Source organism: Campylobacter showae (assembly GCF_900699785.1).
GTDB classification, from domain to species: Bacteria; Campylobacterota; Campylobacteria; order Campylobacterales; family Campylobacteraceae; genus Campylobacter_A; species Campylobacter_A showae_D.
Window position 1 is genome coordinate 303605 of record NZ_LR535679.1, and the last position, 17036, is coordinate 320640.

At 47.3% G+C, this 17036-nt stretch carries 14 protein-coding genes; 7 read left to right on the top strand and 7 right to left on the bottom strand.

Annotated features, from left to right (window positions below; translation table 11 throughout):
- Positions 1-87: 87 nt before the first annotated feature.
- The 4 genes from E4V70_RS01450 to E4V70_RS01465 all read left to right on the top strand — a co-directional run bounded on the left by E4V70_RS01450 (position 88) and on the right by E4V70_RS01465 (position 4023).
- Positions 88-867, top strand: coding sequence for an HrcA family transcriptional regulator (locus E4V70_RS01450; protein ID WP_122862213.1), 780 nt, complete (start codon positions 88-90; stop codon positions 865-867).
- Entirely contained in the window at positions 864-1391 is a 528-nt protein-coding gene (gene grpE, locus E4V70_RS01455) for a nucleotide exchange factor GrpE (RefSeq protein ID WP_122862212.1), read from the top strand. Before E4V70_RS01450 ends, grpE begins: the two co-directional genes overlap by 4 nt.
- Before the next feature lie 35 nt (positions 1392-1426).
- Positions 1427-3304 carry a molecular chaperone DnaK gene (gene dnaK, locus E4V70_RS01460; protein WP_122862211.1) on the top strand — a complete coding sequence of 626 codons (1878 nt, stop codon included), beginning with the start codon at positions 1427-1429 and terminating at the stop codon, positions 3302-3304.
- Between the two features lie 287 nt (positions 3305-3591).
- On the top strand, positions 3592-4023 hold the full coding sequence (locus E4V70_RS01465) for a trehalose-6-phosphate synthase (RefSeq protein ID WP_122862210.1): 432 nt from the start codon (positions 3592-3594) through the stop codon (positions 4021-4023).
- A 201-nt stretch (positions 4024-4224) separates the two neighbouring features.
- Here E4V70_RS01465 and E4V70_RS01470 read toward each other — a convergent pair whose 3' ends face one another.
- The 5 genes from E4V70_RS01470 to E4V70_RS01490 all read right to left on the bottom strand — a co-directional run bounded on the left by E4V70_RS01470 (position 4225) and on the right by E4V70_RS01490 (position 10352).
- Entirely contained in the window at positions 4225-4983 is a 759-nt protein-coding gene (locus E4V70_RS01470; RefSeq protein ID WP_163026441.1) for a flagellin, read from the bottom strand.
- Between the two features lie 96 nt (positions 4984-5079).
- Positions 5080-6603 (bottom strand): DKNYY domain-containing protein, encoded by a 1524-nt coding sequence (locus tag E4V70_RS01475; RefSeq protein WP_122863119.1) that lies wholly within the window; start codon positions 6601-6603, stop codon positions 5080-5082.
- A 45-nt stretch (positions 6604-6648) separates the two neighbouring features.
- Positions 6649-7095, bottom strand: coding sequence for a hypothetical protein (locus E4V70_RS01480; RefSeq protein ID WP_122862208.1), 447 nt, complete (start codon positions 7093-7095; stop codon positions 6649-6651).
- Complete coding sequence (gene abc-f / locus E4V70_RS01485) at positions 7092-9032, bottom strand: ribosomal protection-like ABC-F family protein (protein WP_122862207.1); 1941 nt, start codon at positions 9030-9032, stop codon at positions 7092-7094. Before abc-f ends, E4V70_RS01480 begins: the two co-directional genes overlap by 4 nt.
- A 9-nt stretch (positions 9033-9041) precedes the next feature.
- The gene (locus tag E4V70_RS01490) at positions 9042-10352 is read right to left on the bottom strand and encodes a sodium-dependent transporter (protein WP_122862206.1); all 1311 of its coding nucleotides are present in this window, start codon (positions 10350-10352) and stop codon (positions 9042-9044) included.
- Between the two features lie 165 nt (positions 10353-10517).
- Between E4V70_RS01490 and E4V70_RS01495 the strand changes: the two genes are divergently transcribed.
- The 3 genes from E4V70_RS01495 to E4V70_RS01505 are packed head-to-tail and all read left to right on the top strand — an operon-like array spanning position 10518 to position 13162.
- Positions 10518-11837: an MATE family efflux transporter gene (locus tag E4V70_RS01495; RefSeq protein WP_122862205.1), complete on the top strand. Its 1320-nt coding sequence runs from the start codon at positions 10518-10520 to the stop codon at positions 11835-11837.
- Positions 11813-12634, top strand: a complete 822-nt coding sequence (locus tag E4V70_RS01500) for a M48 family metallopeptidase (protein ID WP_122862204.1) — start codon at positions 11813-11815, stop codon at positions 12632-12634. The genes E4V70_RS01495 and E4V70_RS01500 overlap by 25 nt, the downstream gene beginning before the upstream one ends.
- Positions 12635-12679: 45 nt before the next feature.
- A complete protein-coding gene (locus tag E4V70_RS01505; RefSeq protein WP_122862203.1) occupies positions 12680-13162 on the top strand; it encodes a tetratricopeptide repeat protein in 483 nt (160 codons plus the stop codon).
- Between the two features lie 155 nt (positions 13163-13317).
- On the opposite strand, the gene E4V70_RS01510 is transcribed toward E4V70_RS01505, so the two are convergent.
- Both E4V70_RS01510 and E4V70_RS01515 read right to left on the bottom strand, forming a co-directional pair.
- Complete coding sequence (locus E4V70_RS01510; RefSeq protein WP_122862202.1) at positions 13318-15417, bottom strand: TRAP transporter permease; 2100 nt, start codon at positions 15415-15417, stop codon at positions 13318-13320.
- Between the two features lie 340 nt (positions 15418-15757).
- The gene (locus E4V70_RS01515) at positions 15758-16696 is read right to left on the bottom strand and encodes a TAXI family TRAP transporter solute-binding subunit (RefSeq protein ID WP_122862201.1); all 939 of its coding nucleotides are present in this window, start codon (positions 16694-16696) and stop codon (positions 15758-15760) included.
- Between the last annotated feature and the right edge of the window lie 340 nt (positions 16697-17036).

The window sequence follows — 17036 nt, forward strand, 5'->3', positions numbered from 1 at the left end:
AAATAATTTTTTTTAACTATAGCACTTGACAATTATTCGCTCAATGTTGTATAATGCACCTAGCAATTTAAAGGAGAGAGTGCTAATATGATAAAGGTGAGCAAGCGAGATCTAATACTTGATTCTATCATTCAAGCTTATCTTAGCGACAACGCTCCGATCGGCTCTAGCGAGCTTGGTTCGCGTATGGCGATGTCGATCCCGGCCTCTACGATCAGGGTTTATTTTAAAAAGCTCTCCGACGAGGGTGCGATTACCCAGTTTCACGTTAGCGGCGGCAGGATACCGACGGCTGCGACGATGAGGGATTATTGGCGAGCTAGGTTAAATCTTGGCGAGACGCTAGATATCGCAAATCCTAGCCTACTAAAGTTGCTAAGCGATAAATTTGAAATTTACGCGATGGTTTTTGAAAGCAAAACCCAAACGCTAAATGAGGTCTTAAATTTAAACAATAGATTTTTGATTTTGAGCTTTAGCGAGGACGAGATCGCACTCAAATTTAACTCGAAAGTCGAGAAGTTTTTGAGTAATCTTATCGGCATAGACCTAGATAGACTCGAGCTTACCTGTATACAGGTGGGTCTAAACGAGCTAAGAAACAAAATAGCCGAACTAAAGCGCACTAAAATTCGCTTTTTAGAAAACGAAAAGATAGCGCTTGAAATTTTCGGAGAGAGTTTTAAAAACGCGCTAAGCCCTAGCTTTGAGATGGTTTTTGACTCAAATTTGGTATTTTTCGGCGAGAACTACCTAGGCATGAAGCTAGGCGTAAATTTTGACGGCAAAGAGGCTAAAATGCTTTGCGCGGGCAGTATTTACAATGATTATGAAAGATTTTTAAACAACCTAAAGGAGGCGGCATGAACGAGAATGAAAACGTGGAGCTTGAGCAGCAAATCCCGTCAAATTTCGACGAGAGTATCAGCTTTGAGGGCCTAGACGCGAAGTACGTCGAGCTTCAAAAGCAGCTTGAGGAGCTAACGGATAAGTATTATAGAGCCAATGCGGACTTTGAAAACATCAAAAGGCGTTTTGAAAAGGAAAAAGCGGACATCGCGACGTATGCGAACGAAAAATTCGCGCGAGATCTGCTTCCAGTGATAGACGCGCTTGAGATGGCGGTAAATTTTGAAACCGAAGGCGACGAATACGCGGCGAAAATCAAAGAAGGAATTTATATAACGATAGATCAGTTTAAAAAATGTTTCGAGAAAAACGGCATCACGGCGATCGAAGCGAACGAGGACTTTGACCCGAATTTCCACAACGCCATGCTCCAAGTAGAGAGCGAAGACGTGGAAAAAGGCAAGATCGTGCAAGTGATACAAAAAGGCTACCTCATCAACGGCAGGATTTTACGCCCTGCGATGGTGTCGATAGCAAAGTAAAATTTAAAATAAAAATTTAATAAAAAGGATAAACAATGGCAAAAGTAATAGGTATAGACCTAGGAACGACGAATTCATGCGTAAGCGTGTATGAGAGAGGCGAGAGCAAAGTAATCCCGAACAAAGAGGGCAAAAACACGACTCCTTCGGTCGTGGCGTTTACCGATAAGGGCGAAATTTTAGTAGGCGATAGTGCAAAACGCCAAGCCGTAACCAACCCTGAAAAAACCATCTACTCTATAAAAAGAATAATGGGTCTAATGAGCAACGAGAAAAACGCGCAGGAGGCTAAAGCTAGGCTACCGTACCACGTCGTAGATAGAAACGGCGCGTGCGCTATCGAGATCGCAGGCAAAGTCTACACTCCGCAAGAAATCTCGGCCAAAGTGCTAATGAAACTAAAAGAGGATGCGGAAAGCTATCTGGGCGAAACTGTCGTAGACGCCGTCATCACGGTGCCTGCGTACTTTAACGACAGCCAAAGAAAGGCAACTAAAGAAGCAGGAACCATCGCGGGACTAAACGTGCTTCGTATCATAAACGAGCCTACCGCGGCGGCTCTTGCTTACGGCCTAGATAAAAAAGAGTCCGAAAAGATCATGGTTTACGACCTAGGCGGCGGTACGTTTGACGTTACCGTACTAGAAACCGGCGACAACGTGGTCGAGGTTCTAGCTACCGGCGGTAATGCGTTTCTAGGCGGCGATGATTTCGATAACCGCCTAATCGACTGGCTAACGAGCGAATTTAAAAGCGACTCGGGCATCGATCTAAAAACCGACGTGATGGCTATGCAACGCCTAAAAGAGGCGGCCGAAACGGCTAAAAAAGAGCTAAGCTCGGCTCAAGAAACGACGATAAATTTACCGTTTATTACCGCCGACGCTACGGGTCCTAAACACCTTACAAAGACGCTAACTAGGGCTAAATTTGAAGGTATGATCGAGGATCTGGTCGCTCAAACAATCACCAAGATAAACGAGGTCGTAAAAGACGCCGGCCTAAGCAAATCCGATGTCAAAGAAATCGTCATGGTGGGCGGCTCGACGCGCGTGCCTTTAGTTCAAGAAGAGGTCAAAAAGGCGTTTGGCAAAGAGCTAAATAAAAGCGTAAATCCGGACGAGGTCGTAGCTATCGGCGCGGCGATCCAAGGCGCGGTAATCAAAGGCGACGTGAAGGACGTGTTGCTCCTAGACGTCACTCCGCTAAGCCTAGGCATCGAGACTCTAGGCGGCGTGATGACAAAAATCATCGAAAAAGGCACGACTATTCCGGTTAAGAAAAATCAGGTATTTTCAACCGCCGAGGATAACCAAAGCGCCGTCACGATCCACGTACTACAAGGCGAGCGCGAATTTGCCCGCGATAACAAGTCTTTGGGTCAGTTTAACCTAGAGGGCATCCCTGCCGCTCCTCGCGGAGTACCGCAGATCGAAGTAGAGTTTGACATCGACGCCAACGGCATCCTAACGGTTTCAGCTAAAGATAAGGCTACCGGTAAAGCCCAAAACATCACGATCTCAGGCTCAAGCGGCCTAAGCGAGGATGAGATTAACAACATGGTCAAAGACGCCGAGCTACACAAAGAGGACGATAAAAAACGCAAAGACGCGGTAGAGGCGCGCAACCAAGCCGACGCGCTAGCACACCAAACGCAAAAGAGCCTTGATGAGCTAGGCGAAAAGATCCCGGCCGAGGACAGAGAGCGCATCCAAAAGGCGCTTGACGAGCTAAAAGAGACGCTAAAAGACGAAAACGCTAGCAAAGAGCAGATCGACGCAAAGGTCAAAACTCTAAGCGAAGCCAGCCACAAGCTAGCCGAAGCGATGTATAAAAAAGACGGCGCCGCAGGCGAGCAAGCAAACGGCGGTAAGAAAAAAGACGACGACGTCATCGACGCCGAAGTAGAGTAAAATTTAGCCCTTGTTTTAGCAAGGGCTTCAAACGTAAATTTAAGGTTTTAGCGTTTTTACGCACCCTTAAATTTGCCCCGCCCGTTAAATTTGACGGGCGGTTTTTATAATTTTCTTTTAAATTTTACGCAATCCTAAATTTACAAATCTATTCAAATTTGACCTCATAAAGCTTTTTTACAAATTTGCCGCCTCGCCGATAAATTTAACCCTCTTCCGCGCAATCCTTAATCAAAATCATCCGTTTGGGCGGCTTATTTAAATATAATCAAACAAAAAGGCCTTAGATGTATCTATTTTTCCTGATCGTTCATATTTTGAGCGCCGTCGCCTTCGTCGGTTACGTGTTTTTTGACGTTTGTATATTTCCGTTTGCAAAAAAGCATATAGACGAGGATACGCTCGCTCGCGTCAAAAAGGCCTACACCAAAGGCAGCGCAAAGGTTTTCGGTACGGCGTTTTTGATGTTAATTATCAGCGGCATTTTTATGGCAAAGGAATATCTAGGCGGTGAAAATGGATGGTTTGGTAGCTCGTTTCAGATCTTGCTAATGGCAAAAATCGGCGTGCTGGGGCTAATGTGCCTAATCACGGCGATATCGCTCTTTTACGTCTATAAGCTCAAAAAGCCTGATCCTTTCGGTAAATACTCGCATGTCATTGCCCTTGTTTTGTGCGTCATAATGATAATTTTAGCTAAAGTGATGTGGAGAGTTTAGGTAAAATTTGCCGCGCCGAGCATTTGCTATATAAATATTTTAATCACAAAGCGTGAAAGCAACATTAAACGTGAAAGTAAAATTTGACCGATTGATTTAAGGCGCGATTAGATCGCAAAAGTCGGAGTAAAAACAAGGAGTAAAAACAAAAACATTTTAGCCGCCAAGGAGCGTAGCGGCTAAAATGTAAAGCAGTTAAATTTAGCCTAAAAGCCTGTTAAACTGGCTTTGCAAGCTTGCGGTATTGTGCGCTTGAGCAAGGATCGCGGCGTTTGCTTGCAGGTCGTTTTGCTTAAAAGCGCTTAGATTTTTAGCGATGTCGTTATTTTGTAGCTGCGACTCGCTTTGCCTTAGCGCGACGTTTTTGGTTAGGCTTGCGTTGATACCCGAGATTATGCCGTTTTGCGCAGCACCGATCTCGCCTCGCAGAGCGTTTATGCTACCGATAAATTTACTCACGCTATCGCCGTTGCTCACGTCTATACCGCTAAAATCAGGCGCATTTAAATTTACGCTCGCCGTGCCGTTGCCGGTTAGGAAGCTCATCTGCCCGCCAAATACGTTCTTACCGTTAAAACTCGCCTGCTGCGTACTCTCTCTCATCGCGCCCACGAGCGCATCCGCCTCGCTTTTTATCATCTTTTGCTGGTCAGCGTTTAGGATGCCGCCGTTATATCTGACCGATAGCTCGCTGATGCGGTCGGCGCTTTTCGTGATATTTGCTAGCGCGGAGTCTGCGATCTGCAGTATGCCGATAGCGTCGTTTGCGTTTGCGACGCCCTGCTCCAGCGTGGAGCTTTGAGAGCGTAGCGAGTCTGCGATAGCTAGATTTGCGCTGTCGATACCGCTTAGAGCGCGCTGTGCGGAGATGTTATTTATGGCTTTTGCGCTGTTATTTTGAGCTTGTTCTAGGTATTGATTGCTTAGGCTTGAGTTTGCGGAAAAATTTCCCAGTTTCATTTGCACTCCTTTTAAATTTGACCCGATTTTAGCGAAAATTTGATTAAAATTTGCTAGCGGCGAGCACAGCGTCAAATTTGGGCGTTTTAAGCAAATTTACAGTCTAAATTTTACCTTGCCGCGAGGTTTTGTCTCTGTTTCGTTTTCTACCGCTTTTGCGCGGCTTTTATATTCGTAGGCTTTGCCCGCAACCGCCGCTAAAATCGCAACCCCTAAAAATATCCAAAGATAATACCTCTCCACACCATCGTAGTTAGTAACCGCCTCAAAAACTAGCTCGCCTTGCGCCGGTACGAGCTGACCATCTTTTATCATCTTGCGGATATCCTCGCTGCCAAGATTTTTACCGCGCGGATCATACGGCCGCGTCAGGATCTCGATGACCTCAGTATCCGCGATCTCGTAGACGCTAGAGTCTATGAGCTGCCCAGTCCCCATCGCGTCAAAATAGTAAATTTTATCGCCGTTTGCGTAAACCGCGCCGTATACGCCGTTACGAACAAGGCCTATTTTGCGCCATTGCTCGCCAGTTTCAAGCCTAAAAAGCTCCGTATGACGCGAGCTTAACCGCCTGCCGCTCTTATTTCTGTGCCACACTTCGCGGCTCTGCACGAAATAAGTCTGAGCGCCGCTAATAAAAACACTACACGCAAGCGGCGAAATTTCACCCGTAAACGGATCCGCCGCGGCGCGTTTTAGCTCACCGCTTTCGCGCTCCCAAAAGTAAATCCCGCCCTTGCTGCGAAAAAGTAGATGATAGGCGTGCGCGCCGGAGACGCCAAAGGGTAGCGAATAAGGCGCAAATTCGGGCGCAAACTCATGCTCATCTGCATAAACCGCGCCGCTAGAGGGCTCCAAAAGATAGTGCGCGCCGTTAAAATATGCCGCCTCGTGTAGCTCTGCCGTAAATTTGACCGCAAGCCGCGAGCTTTTAAAATAGACGTTTCGCCCGTCCGTGACGTAAAAATCGCTAGTTCGTCCGCGCGCGTCTAGCACGTATCTTAGCGCCCTGGCGTCTGCGCCCTCTAGCTGCTTGCCCTCAAAATACACCCTGCCGCTTTCGCCGCCCAAAGCCGCTTTTTCCGCCGCAAAACCTAAATCTAAAATCGGGGCTAAATTTACGCTAGAAACGCGCTGGGTTTTATAGATATAGCTTTGCGGTTTATCAGCGCCCAGTATCGCGTATGCCATAGTTTGAGCCGCCTCGCTAAAGCCGCCTAGCTCGTAGTTTCTCTCGCCTACGTCGCTACAAAAATAGCTAATCTCGCCGTCCGTAAAATATCCGTTGCCAATCGCCCTAGCGCGAGATGGATCTAGTCCGGTCATGGGTAGATTGCCGCAGTAGACGGCGTTTTCGTCCATACCGACGTTTCGCCCGCGATAACCGCCGGGCGCAAGGACTTTAAATTTATCCGCCCGCACGCCTTTTAGCTCAAATTTGCCTCCGCTTGGGATGAGCGCGTAAATTTTACCCTGCGGCGTCGCGTAAAATTCGCTGCTACCTATCTGAGTAAATTCGTTCTCCTCCTCGTAGCTAGCGACGTAAACCATAAAAAATACCGTAAAAAGCACGGAAAAAAGCGCAAATAAGCAAAGTAATATAAATTTTTTATCTTTCAAAGTGCCGCCTATTTTTAAAAGCTCTTTTTTTACCGAGCTCAAATTTTATGCAAAATGCCTCAAAATTTTAAATTTAGACACGGTTGCTCTCACCGCGAGATAGCACGCCATGCAAAGTATAGCAAGCGTCGTAATATCGCCAAAGCCAAACTCTCCGCCGCTCGTAACAAGCGAGGTCGCTATCCCGCTAAATAGCAGCAAACTAATGCAAACAAAGCAAATAAAGGCAAAAATGTTTAAAAATTTCACGCTTTTGCTCGCGTTTTCGTTGTTTTTAGCAAGCGTCTCAAAGGTGAGAATTTTGTTCAAAAAGCCGTCTTTTTCATACTCTACTTTGACTAGATCGCCCGTTTCTAGATCAAATTTTTGCGGCGAAAACGTCGCGCTAAATCTCTGGCCGCCAACCTCAAAGCTAACGGCGACGGCCTCGTTTAGCTTGATCGTCCTCACATATAGCCCGCTAACCCTGCCGATTTTGGTAAATTTTTTCAAATTTGCTCCAAATTTTCGGCGATTTCCAAGACTTCAAAGTATTCGTTCTCTAGCGTTTCAAGCTCGTTTTTAGCCGCTTCTAGGTCGCTATAAAGCGCGGTTAGGCCGATTTGCTGATAGATTTTAGGATCGCTAAGGCCCGCATTTAGCTCTTTTATCTTAGCTTCCAGTGCGGCGATTTTTTCGGGGTGTAAGGATAAAATTTGCGTTTGTTTGTAGCTTAGCTTCGCGCTTGTTTTGCTCTTTTGCTTTTGCGCTTGCTCTGCCTCACTTGCTAGGCTTTCTTCAAATTTACCAAGCTCGGCTAATTCGTCTTCTAGCTCAAGATAGACGCTGTACTCTTGATGCAGCACCTCTATTTGAGTGCCCTCAAAGGCCCAGAGCTTGTGCGCGATCTTATCGACGAAGTAGCGGTCGTGACTCACGATGATGATAGCGCCTTCAAAGCTTTGCAGATAGTCCTCAAGGATGTTAATAGTGGCGATATCAAGGTCGTTTGTGGGCTCATCTAGCACGAGCACATCGTACTCTTTGCTAAAAAGCAGCGCGAGCGCCACGCGGTTTTTCTCACCGCCGCTTAGCACGCCGATGGGTTTATCGAGGAATTCTTTAGGAAATAGGAAATTTTTAAGGTAGCCGTAGACGTGCATATTTCGCCCGCGCACCATGACGTGATCGCCGCCGTTTGGGCAAAATGTCTCGATGAGGCTCTTATCGTCATCCAGCGCGCTTCGCGACTGATCAAAGTACCCCACGCGCACCTCGCCGCGCTTGATCTCGCCGCTGCTAGGCTTTTCAAACCCGAGTAAAATTTTAATAAGAGTGCTTTTGCCGCTGCCGTTTCGTCCAACTATCGCGATGCGCTCGCCTTGCAAAACGCGCGCGTTAAAATCCTTAAAAAGCTGTTTGCCGCCGATGTTTTTGCTTAGTTGCTTGATCTCAAATAGCATCTTTTTGCGGTTTACGCTTTGCGTCTGGTTAAAATTTTTGCTCGCCCGCTCAAGCTCCAGCCTGACGCGGCGTATCACGCCCGGATTTTTCTTCGCCTCTTCGCGCATGGCTAGCACTCGCTCTTTGCGACCTTCATTGCGCTTTAGACGCGCTTTGACGCCGCGGCGCAGCCACTCTTCTTCAGCCTTTAGCTGTTTTAACAGCGTTTCGTGAGATTTGGCTAGGCTGGCTAGGATTTCCTCTTTTTTAGCTAGATAGTTCGCATAACCGCCCTCAAACGACGCCAGCGCGCCCTCCTCGATCTCGGCGCTTCTAGTTGCTAGCGCGTCGATAAAGTAGCGATCATGCGAGATAAAAACTATCGTCTGACGCGAGCTTTTTAGCATATCTTCAAGAAACCTAACCATATAAACGTCAAGGTGATTGGTAGGCTCGTCAAGCAGCAAAACATCTGGCTTTTTAAGTATCAGCGCGCCCAGAGCTACGCGGCGTATCTCGCCTCCGCTAAGGCTAGAAACAGCGCGGTTTTCGTACTCTTTTAGCTTAAACTCCTCCAACACGCGCTCGATCTTGCGCTCGATTTGCCAGCCGTCTTTTGCCTCGATAAATTTGATTAGCTCGTCTTGCCTAGCGTTTAGTTCTTTGTTTTGCGCATCGCGTCCGAGCGCTTCTAGCACCGCGGCATACTCGTCCCTAGCGTCAAATATCTCTTTTAGCTCCAAATTTAGCGCGTCTTTTACGGTAGCCGCATCGTCAAATTTAGGATTTTGCGCGAGCATTTCTACTTTTATGCCGCCTTGCACGATACGCCTGCCGCTATCAGGCTCTAGCGCGCCCGCGACTAGCTTCATGAGCGTGCTTTTGCCGCTGCCGTTTTTACCGATGATAGCGATGCGCTCGCGTTCGTTTACGCTGAGGCTTACTTTGTTTAAAATTTCATTAGGGCCGAATTTTTTACTAACTTCGATTAGATCTATGAGTGCCACGCGCGCGCCCTAAAACGAGATATGCATGCTAAGCGCGATGATACAAAGCGTAAGCGCCATCGGCACGTAGATATATCTGCCGGCAAAATACCACAACGCGCCTTGCTTTTTTGCCGCGCCGGTATTTATCTCGTCCATGATCTCTTCTTTTTTGATGACCCAAAACCAAGAAACCGCGCCGATCACCGCGCCGATAGGGATGATGTAGATAGACACGAAGTCCATCCACGGCCCCCAGCTGGTTATGGCCTCCATATTTACGCCGATACCAAAGCATATTATGCAAAGCGCGATTAGTACGACGCCGCGCTTTAGGCTAGGAAATTTGTGCATTATCGACTCGGCGACGACTTCAAACATATTTTGTAGCGACGTCACGCCGCCAAAAATCACCGCCGTAAATAAAATAATCGCAAAAATTTGGCCTCCGACCATGTCTTGTAAAATTTTAGGCAGCGTTACGAAAAGTAACCCGGGCCCTGCCGCGGGATCCATGCCGTAGGCAAAGACCGCAGGCAGCATCACAAGCGCCGCCGTCATCGCTGCGATCGTATCAAAGATCGCCGTTTTTTGCGCGCTATCGACGATATCTTCGTCTTTATGCAAATACGCGCCGTAAACTATCATACCAGAACCCGTGATAGATAGCGAGAAAAATGCTTGCCCCATCGCCGATACCCAAACCATAGGATCGGCTAGCTTACCCCAGTCGCTGTGAAAGATAAATTTATACCCGCCAAACGCCCCGTCTAAAAACGCCACCCTAATCGCTAAAATAAAAAATAGAATAAAAAAAAGCGGCATCATGATTTTGCCCGTTTTTTCTATACTATGCGCGCCGAAAAATAGCGTAAATAGCGTGCCGGCAACGACGATAAAATGAAACGGCACGACCGAATAGGACGAAAACGCAAAGGAGTCAAACCAAGTGTTCGTATCCACGGTCATCAGCGAGCCCGTGATTGCCTGAAACAGCGCCTTTAAGACATACGCGATGATGACCGCGTAGCCGGTAGCTATACACATCGAGCCCGCTAACGGTATCCAGCCTAAAATTTTACCGAAAGTACCCCAGTTTCGGCTCTTCCAGGCGTATTCATAGGAGCCTAGCGTACCGGTTTTAGCGCGTCTACCGATAGCATACTCCGCAGATAGCCCGACGTAGGAAAATATCGCGATAAAAAGCACGTAAATAAGCAAAAATGCGCCGCCGCCGTTTGAGCCGACTTTATACGGGAAGCCCCAGACGTTTGCCATGCCCACGGCAGAGCCAACGCAGGCGATGATAAAGGCCCATCTAGAGGTAAAAGTTTTATGCATTTTGACGTCCGTTCGTAGTAGATTTTTTAAATTATACTTGATTAATCTAATAAAAAGATTATGCCCGCCGACCGAGCAAGCCCGCCGCACCGCCTTAAAACGCTTTAAATTTATATTTGGATATAATCGCGCGTTATTTAAAATCCACGTTACAAAAGAGAATTTATGAATTTATCGCTCAAAAAACTCACTATCCCGATATTTTTAGATATGTTTTTGCACTTCGTGACGCTCATCATAAACACATATATGGTGACTAAGGTTAGCGTCCATCTAGTCGGCGCCATGGGCGCGGGCAACCAGATAATGGATCTATTTATGACTATTTTTAGCTTCCTTAGCGTTGGCTGCTCGGTCGTGGTCGCGCAGGCTCTAGGCGCGCGAAATCACAACCTAGCTAAACGCGTCGTGCACGCTAGCATCACGTTTAACACGATCATTGGCCTTGGCAGCGCGGTTTTTATTTACTTTTTCGGATTTGAAATTTTAGAGCTTTTAAACGTCCCCGAGCAGCTTCGCGCACAGAGTTTTGGCTACCTGCATATGCTCGGTATCGCGCTAGCCTTTGACGGTATCGGCATGGTGCTAGCCGCCGTGCTTCGCGTTTATAACTTCGCCACCGCCGTCATGCTAGTATCCTTACTCATGAACGTCATCACCCTTTGTGGTAACGCCATCGCGCTTTTTGGCTGGCTGGGACTGCCAAACTACGGCCTCTACGGCGTCGCGGTATCGACGGTCGTGGGGCGCTTAGTGGGCGTTATCGTGCTATTTTTGATCCTGACCCGCTACGCGAAAGTTAATATTTTCTTTAAGCGTCTATTTAGCCTGCCGTTTGCGATCTTGCGTAAAATTTTATCCGTCGGGCTTCCAAGTGCCGGCGAAAATTTGCTCTGGATGGCGCAGTATATGGTGGCTTTCGGCTTTGTGGCAAGTATGGGCGAGGCTAGTCTAAACGTGCAGACCATTTACTTTCAGATCACGCTTTTAATCCTACTTTGCGGAGCCAGCATCAGCGTGGCAAACGAGGTCATCGTCGGCCACCTAGTCGGTGCGATGAGATTTGACGAGGCCTACTCGCGCACTTTCCGCGCGCTTCGCATCGGCTTTATCGCGACTCTAGCGGTCGTTTTGGCGGCGTATTTCGGCAAATTTGAGATCATGGAGCGATTAAATTTGACCGAGGAGCTAAAGGCCGTCATGCTGCCGCTTTTTACCCTTTCTATCGCGCTTGAGACGGGACGAACGTTTAACATCGTCATCGTAAACGCCCTGCGCGCAAGCGGCGATGCTAAATTTCCGCTAATGACGGGCGCTATTTTTATGTGGGGCGTGAGCCTGCCGCTGGGATACTATCTGGGCATCGTGCAGGGCATGGGGATCATCGGCGTTTGGATCGGATTTACCGCCGATGAGTGGCTACGCGGACTCGTAAACACCTGGCGCTGGAGAAGCAGAAAATGGCAGTCAAAACGCCTCGTGTAAAAACCGTTAGCGTAAAATGCGGCGAATTCGACGTCGCGCTAAATTTTAAAAAAGGCGTCAAAACAACCCGCCTAAAAGTCGCCAAATCAGGCGAAATCTCGGTCTCGCTGCCCTTTTACGCCGCGCAAAAATATGCGCTAGAGTTCGTGCAAAAACACTACGACTGGCTAAAATCGGCTCACGAAAAAACGCTAGCAAATTTACCGCGCGAGGACGAGTTTAGGCTACTAGGCGAGGTTTACCGCATCAAATTCGAACCGAATTTAAAGGGCGTAAATTTGATAAGGTTTGCAAGCGGCTCGGGAGTTTTTGACGGCTTAAATTTTAGCTCGGACGGGCTAGACCCGCACCTTTACGGCGCTAAATTTGACGATAAATTTGACTCTATCAAATTTGATCCATACCTTGATGAGGCTAAATTTACTAACGCGGACGGACGTAAATTTGACGGCGAAATTTACGCTGCGAGTTTAGCTGCGCTAGAAAATTACAAAAAAGCTTTTGCGAGGCGTATTTATGGGCATTTTATAGCTAAATTCGCTCCTACCGTAAACCGCAAAATAAACCGCGTCGTCGTGCGCAAAATAACCACGCGCTGGGGTAGCTGCAACTCGCGCAAAGGCTATATAAATTTAAGCCTAAATTTGATCGAAAAAGCTCCCGAACTAGTCGAATACGTCGTGCTTCACGAGCTTACCCACCTGATCTACCCCCACCATCAAAAAAGCTTCTATGACTTCATCGCTAAGCTCATGCCTGATTTCAAAACTCGGGAACAACGGCTAAACAAAAAATAATTTTAAATATGCTAAAATAGAATATTTTTAATTTAAAGGGAGATAATGAAAAAACTTCTAATGCTAGTTGCCGCGGTTTTTGCTTTGGGCGGCGATTTTGAGGACGGCGTCAAAGCCTACGAGAGCTCTAATTTCGTAACGGCTCGCGAAAAATTTGCGGCCGCCTGCGACGCTAACAACGGCCTAGCCTGCGCAAAACTAGGCGCGCTTTATCAGCTGGGCAAGGACATTTTGCCGGACGGTAAAAAGGCGCTTGAGCTATACGAAAAAGGCTGCGAACTAGGCTCAAAAGAGGCTTGCTCGGGTGCCGGCGGGATATACGTATCTAGCGACAAAGAAAAGGCGCGCGCGCTGCTAAATAAAGGCTGCGAGCTTGGCGACGGCTTTTCGTGCGCGACTGCGGGATCGTATCTGCTAGAGGAGAAAAAATTTAAAGAGGCTTACGCTCTTTTTGAAAAAGCGTGCAAGATAGGCGATAGCCTCGGATGCCAATTTGCAAGCGATCTAAAACGCTCAAAAAGACTTTGATTTTTCTTACTCGGGTTAAATTTAGCAATCAAATTTAACCCGATTTTATCTTTCTTTCCCACTACAACGCCAACTTAAATTTACAAAAAGCAAAACAAAAAACTAGGCTAAATTTTAAGAGATAGTAACGGTCGCAGAATAAAAAAGCGCAGGCTTTAAGCGCCTACGCCAACTCTCTTTTCCGCTTTATTTTGTATCCATTGAAATGCAAACAGCGCCGAGTAAAGCGAGACTCCGATCGCGTAAGAAACGTATTCGTTCGCGATAAAAGGGATATATTTAGCGCACATATTAGGCACCAAAGTTAGCGGCACTACGCATAAAAGCAGCGCGCGCTCGAGCATGCTTACGCGTTTAACGAAATACCCCTGAAGCGCCGAAGAAAAGGCAAACATGCCTACTAGCGCCGTGCCGAAAATCAGCGCCATCTCGAGCGGATTTGTTATCCACACTATGCCTTTGGCGTCGTTTGGATTGGCGGCGTTTACGCTCTCTATCAAAAGCAGCTTATTGTTAAACACGAACGAAAAAGGCAAAATCGTCGTGCGCAGGTCGTAGAAAAAGCCTTGCACGCCCACAGTTACCGGGTTTGCCTTGGCGATACCGGCCGCAGCGTATGCCGCGATACCCACAGGCGGCGTATCGTCTGCTAGGATACCAAAGTAAAAGACGAAAAGATGCACGGCGATAGCTGGAATAAGAAAGCCGTTTTTGTGCGCCAAAAACAAAATCACAGGCGCGACTAGCGAGCTAACGACGATGTAGTTTGCCGTCGTCGGCAAGCCCATGCCTAGTATGAGCGACATTATCGCAGTGAGAAAGAGGATGAGCACGATATTGTTGCCGGCTAAATTTTCCACAACTTCAGATAGCACCTGACCGACGCCAGTTAGCGAGATAGATCCCACGATAATGCCCGCTAGACCCGTAGCTATCGCGATCGTTGTCATGCTTTTAGCCGCCGTTACCATCGCCCAAAATATATCCGCAAAGCCGATAATGAAGTCCTCTTTACCGACGTCCTCGCCGTGAGCTATTTTTTTAACGGGTTCCTGAAAAAGGATAATCAAAAACAGCACGCAAATAGCGTTAAAAGCTGCTGAGATTGGTGATTCGTTTGCGATCAACAATGTATAAAGCAAAACCAAAATCGGGATAAGATAGTGCAGACCGCTCACGAAAATTTTAAGCTTAGATATGCCTGCGCCCTGCTCCATGCCTTTTAGCCCTAGCTTACAACTCTCAAGGTGCACGATGAAAAACAGCGACATATAGCACACAAATGCCGGAATCACGGCCGCGATCATGACATTTGTATAGCTAAGGCCCAAAAACTCGGCGATGATAAAGGCTGCTGCGCCCATGATAGGCGGCATCAGCTGACCGTTTACGCCTGCGGCCACCTCGATCGCGCCAGCTTTGGTGCTAGTTAGCCCCGCCTTTTTCATCAACGGGATCGTAAATGTACCCACCGTCACGACGTTTGCCGTGGAGCTGCCGCTCACCATGCCAGTAAGTCCGCTAGCTATAACAGAGGCCTTCGCCGGTCCACCGCGAAATTTGCCAAGCAGCGCAAAGGCTAAATTTATAAAGTACTGCCCCGCTCCCGCGCGCTCTAGTAGCGAACCAAATAAGACAAAAAGATAAATGAAACTCACGCTAACGCCAAGCGGCACGCCAAAAACGCCCTCGGTCGTAAGATACATGTGGCCGGCTAGCTTGTTTAGGCTAGCGCCCTGGTGCGCGATGATGTCGGGCATATACTGACCGAAATAATCATACACCAAAAATATCGCTGCGATGATAGGAAGTGCCGGACCGATGATCCTGCGACCCGCCTCAAACAGCACGACAACGGCGACACAGGATACGGCTATATCAAAGCTCGTGTAGTCTCCGGGACGCTGCGCTAGCGCGTAAAACTCTGTGAGCGGGTAGAGCGCGGCTAGCGTACCAACAACACAGAGCGCGATGTCGTAAAACGGCAGGCTGGAGTGGGCTTTTTTGTGAATTTTAAGCGGATAGAGCAAAAACAGCAGACAAATAGCAAACGCAAGGTGCGCCGAGCGCGACATCGTCGTGTTCATCGGAAAATACGCGATGTAAAGCTGAAAAACTGACCATGCAAAGCAGATGATGCTCGTAAAATATATATAAAAGTTCGAATTTATCTCGCGCGTCTTTACCTCGACGAACTCCTCCTTTTCCTGCGCCGGCTCGGTATTTGTTCGTGTTTCGTTTAAATTTGTATCCATATTTGCTCTTAACCTCTTAAATTTTCTTTTTATAAAATTTGGCGATTTCGCCCGTAAAATCGGGCTTTATTTTTAAATTTGACCTGTTTTTATGCTTTTTATTATCAGCAAATTTAACCTAGCACCATAAAGATACGGGTTTTGCAAACGGCAAGCAAAATCAGCCGTAAATTCGCGCATGAGCCAAATCTAAAATTTGACGCCTACAAGCGACTTAAAAACCGCCGCCAAAAAGCTAGCAAAGCGTCAAATTTTAAATCCTCAAAAAACTAAAACCAAGTCTAAATTTAACAAAAAACAAGCCGCACAGGTCAAATTTAACCCGCACGGCTTAGCTAGTTTATTTTATTATGCCGGCTTTTTTAAACTCAGCCTCGGCAGCAGGGTGCAAAGGCGCAGAAAGCCCCTCTACTAGGCTCTCTTTAGTAACAGCCGCGAGTGCGGGGTGCAGGCTCTTGTACTCGTCAAAGTTATCCAAAATAGCCTTCACGACCGCAGCCACGGCAGTATCGCTCATGCTTTTATCCGTGACTAGGACGGCTTTGACGCCGATGCTGTTTACGTCGTGATCCACACCCTCATAGGTGCCTTTTGGTATCGTGCCTTTAGCAAAATACGGCATCGCAGCCAGCATCTTATCTACTTGCTCGCCCTCGATGTTTACGATGTCGATAGGTAGCGAGTTTGCCGCGTCGGTGATGTTGGCCGTCGGGTGACCGACCATGTAGAAGTAGCCGTCGATTTTCTTATCTTTTAGCGCGTGCGGGCATTCGCCGGCAGTGAGCACGCCGTGATGTTTTAGCTTTTTCTCGTCGAAACCAAACGCCTTAAACACGCCAAGCGCGGTCATTTCGTTACCGCTACCGGGATTGCCGACGTTGATCGCTTTGCCTTCTAGGTCGTTTATAGAGCCGATACCGCTTGATTTTGATACGACGAACGCGAGAAGCTCAGGGTAGATCGATACGACGGCGCGCAGATTTTGATCGCCGTTGCCTTCAAATTTGCCCACGCCGTTAAATTTATCATAAACCACGTCGCTTTGGACGAAACCGAAATTTAGCTCTTTTTTTAGCACGTTATTTACGTTGTAGACCGAGCCGCCGGTTGATTGCACCGAGCATTTCATCTGCGGGTCTTTATTTACGAGGCGACATATCGCTCCGCCCACCGGATAATACGTACCAGTCATCGCTCCCGTACCGATAGATACGAACTCCTTTGCGCCCAGCGCAGACGCGAAAAGCAAGCCGGCTAATGCCAAAGATGTAGTTTTCATTTAACTTCCTTTCAAAGAATTTTTCTGATTTTACTCTCAAAATCCGCATTTTGCGTATAAATTTCACTCTTTTTGCGAGCTTTTTCAAAAATTTGCGACTATTTTACACACTTTAGCCTTAGAAAAATATTTCTTAAGGTAAAATTTATATATTTTTTACAAGCGAAGCGAAAATCATATTTTTACGTGGAGGTTTTTAAAATTTACGCACCGAGACCTGCATCTTTAAGACACTGAATTTGGATTAGTTAAATTTGATATTGCCGTTTGGGTTTCTTTGTACAGAGGCCTTAAATTTTAGCATTTTCGGGGTGTGGGTCTCGGCGGCTCAAATTTGAAG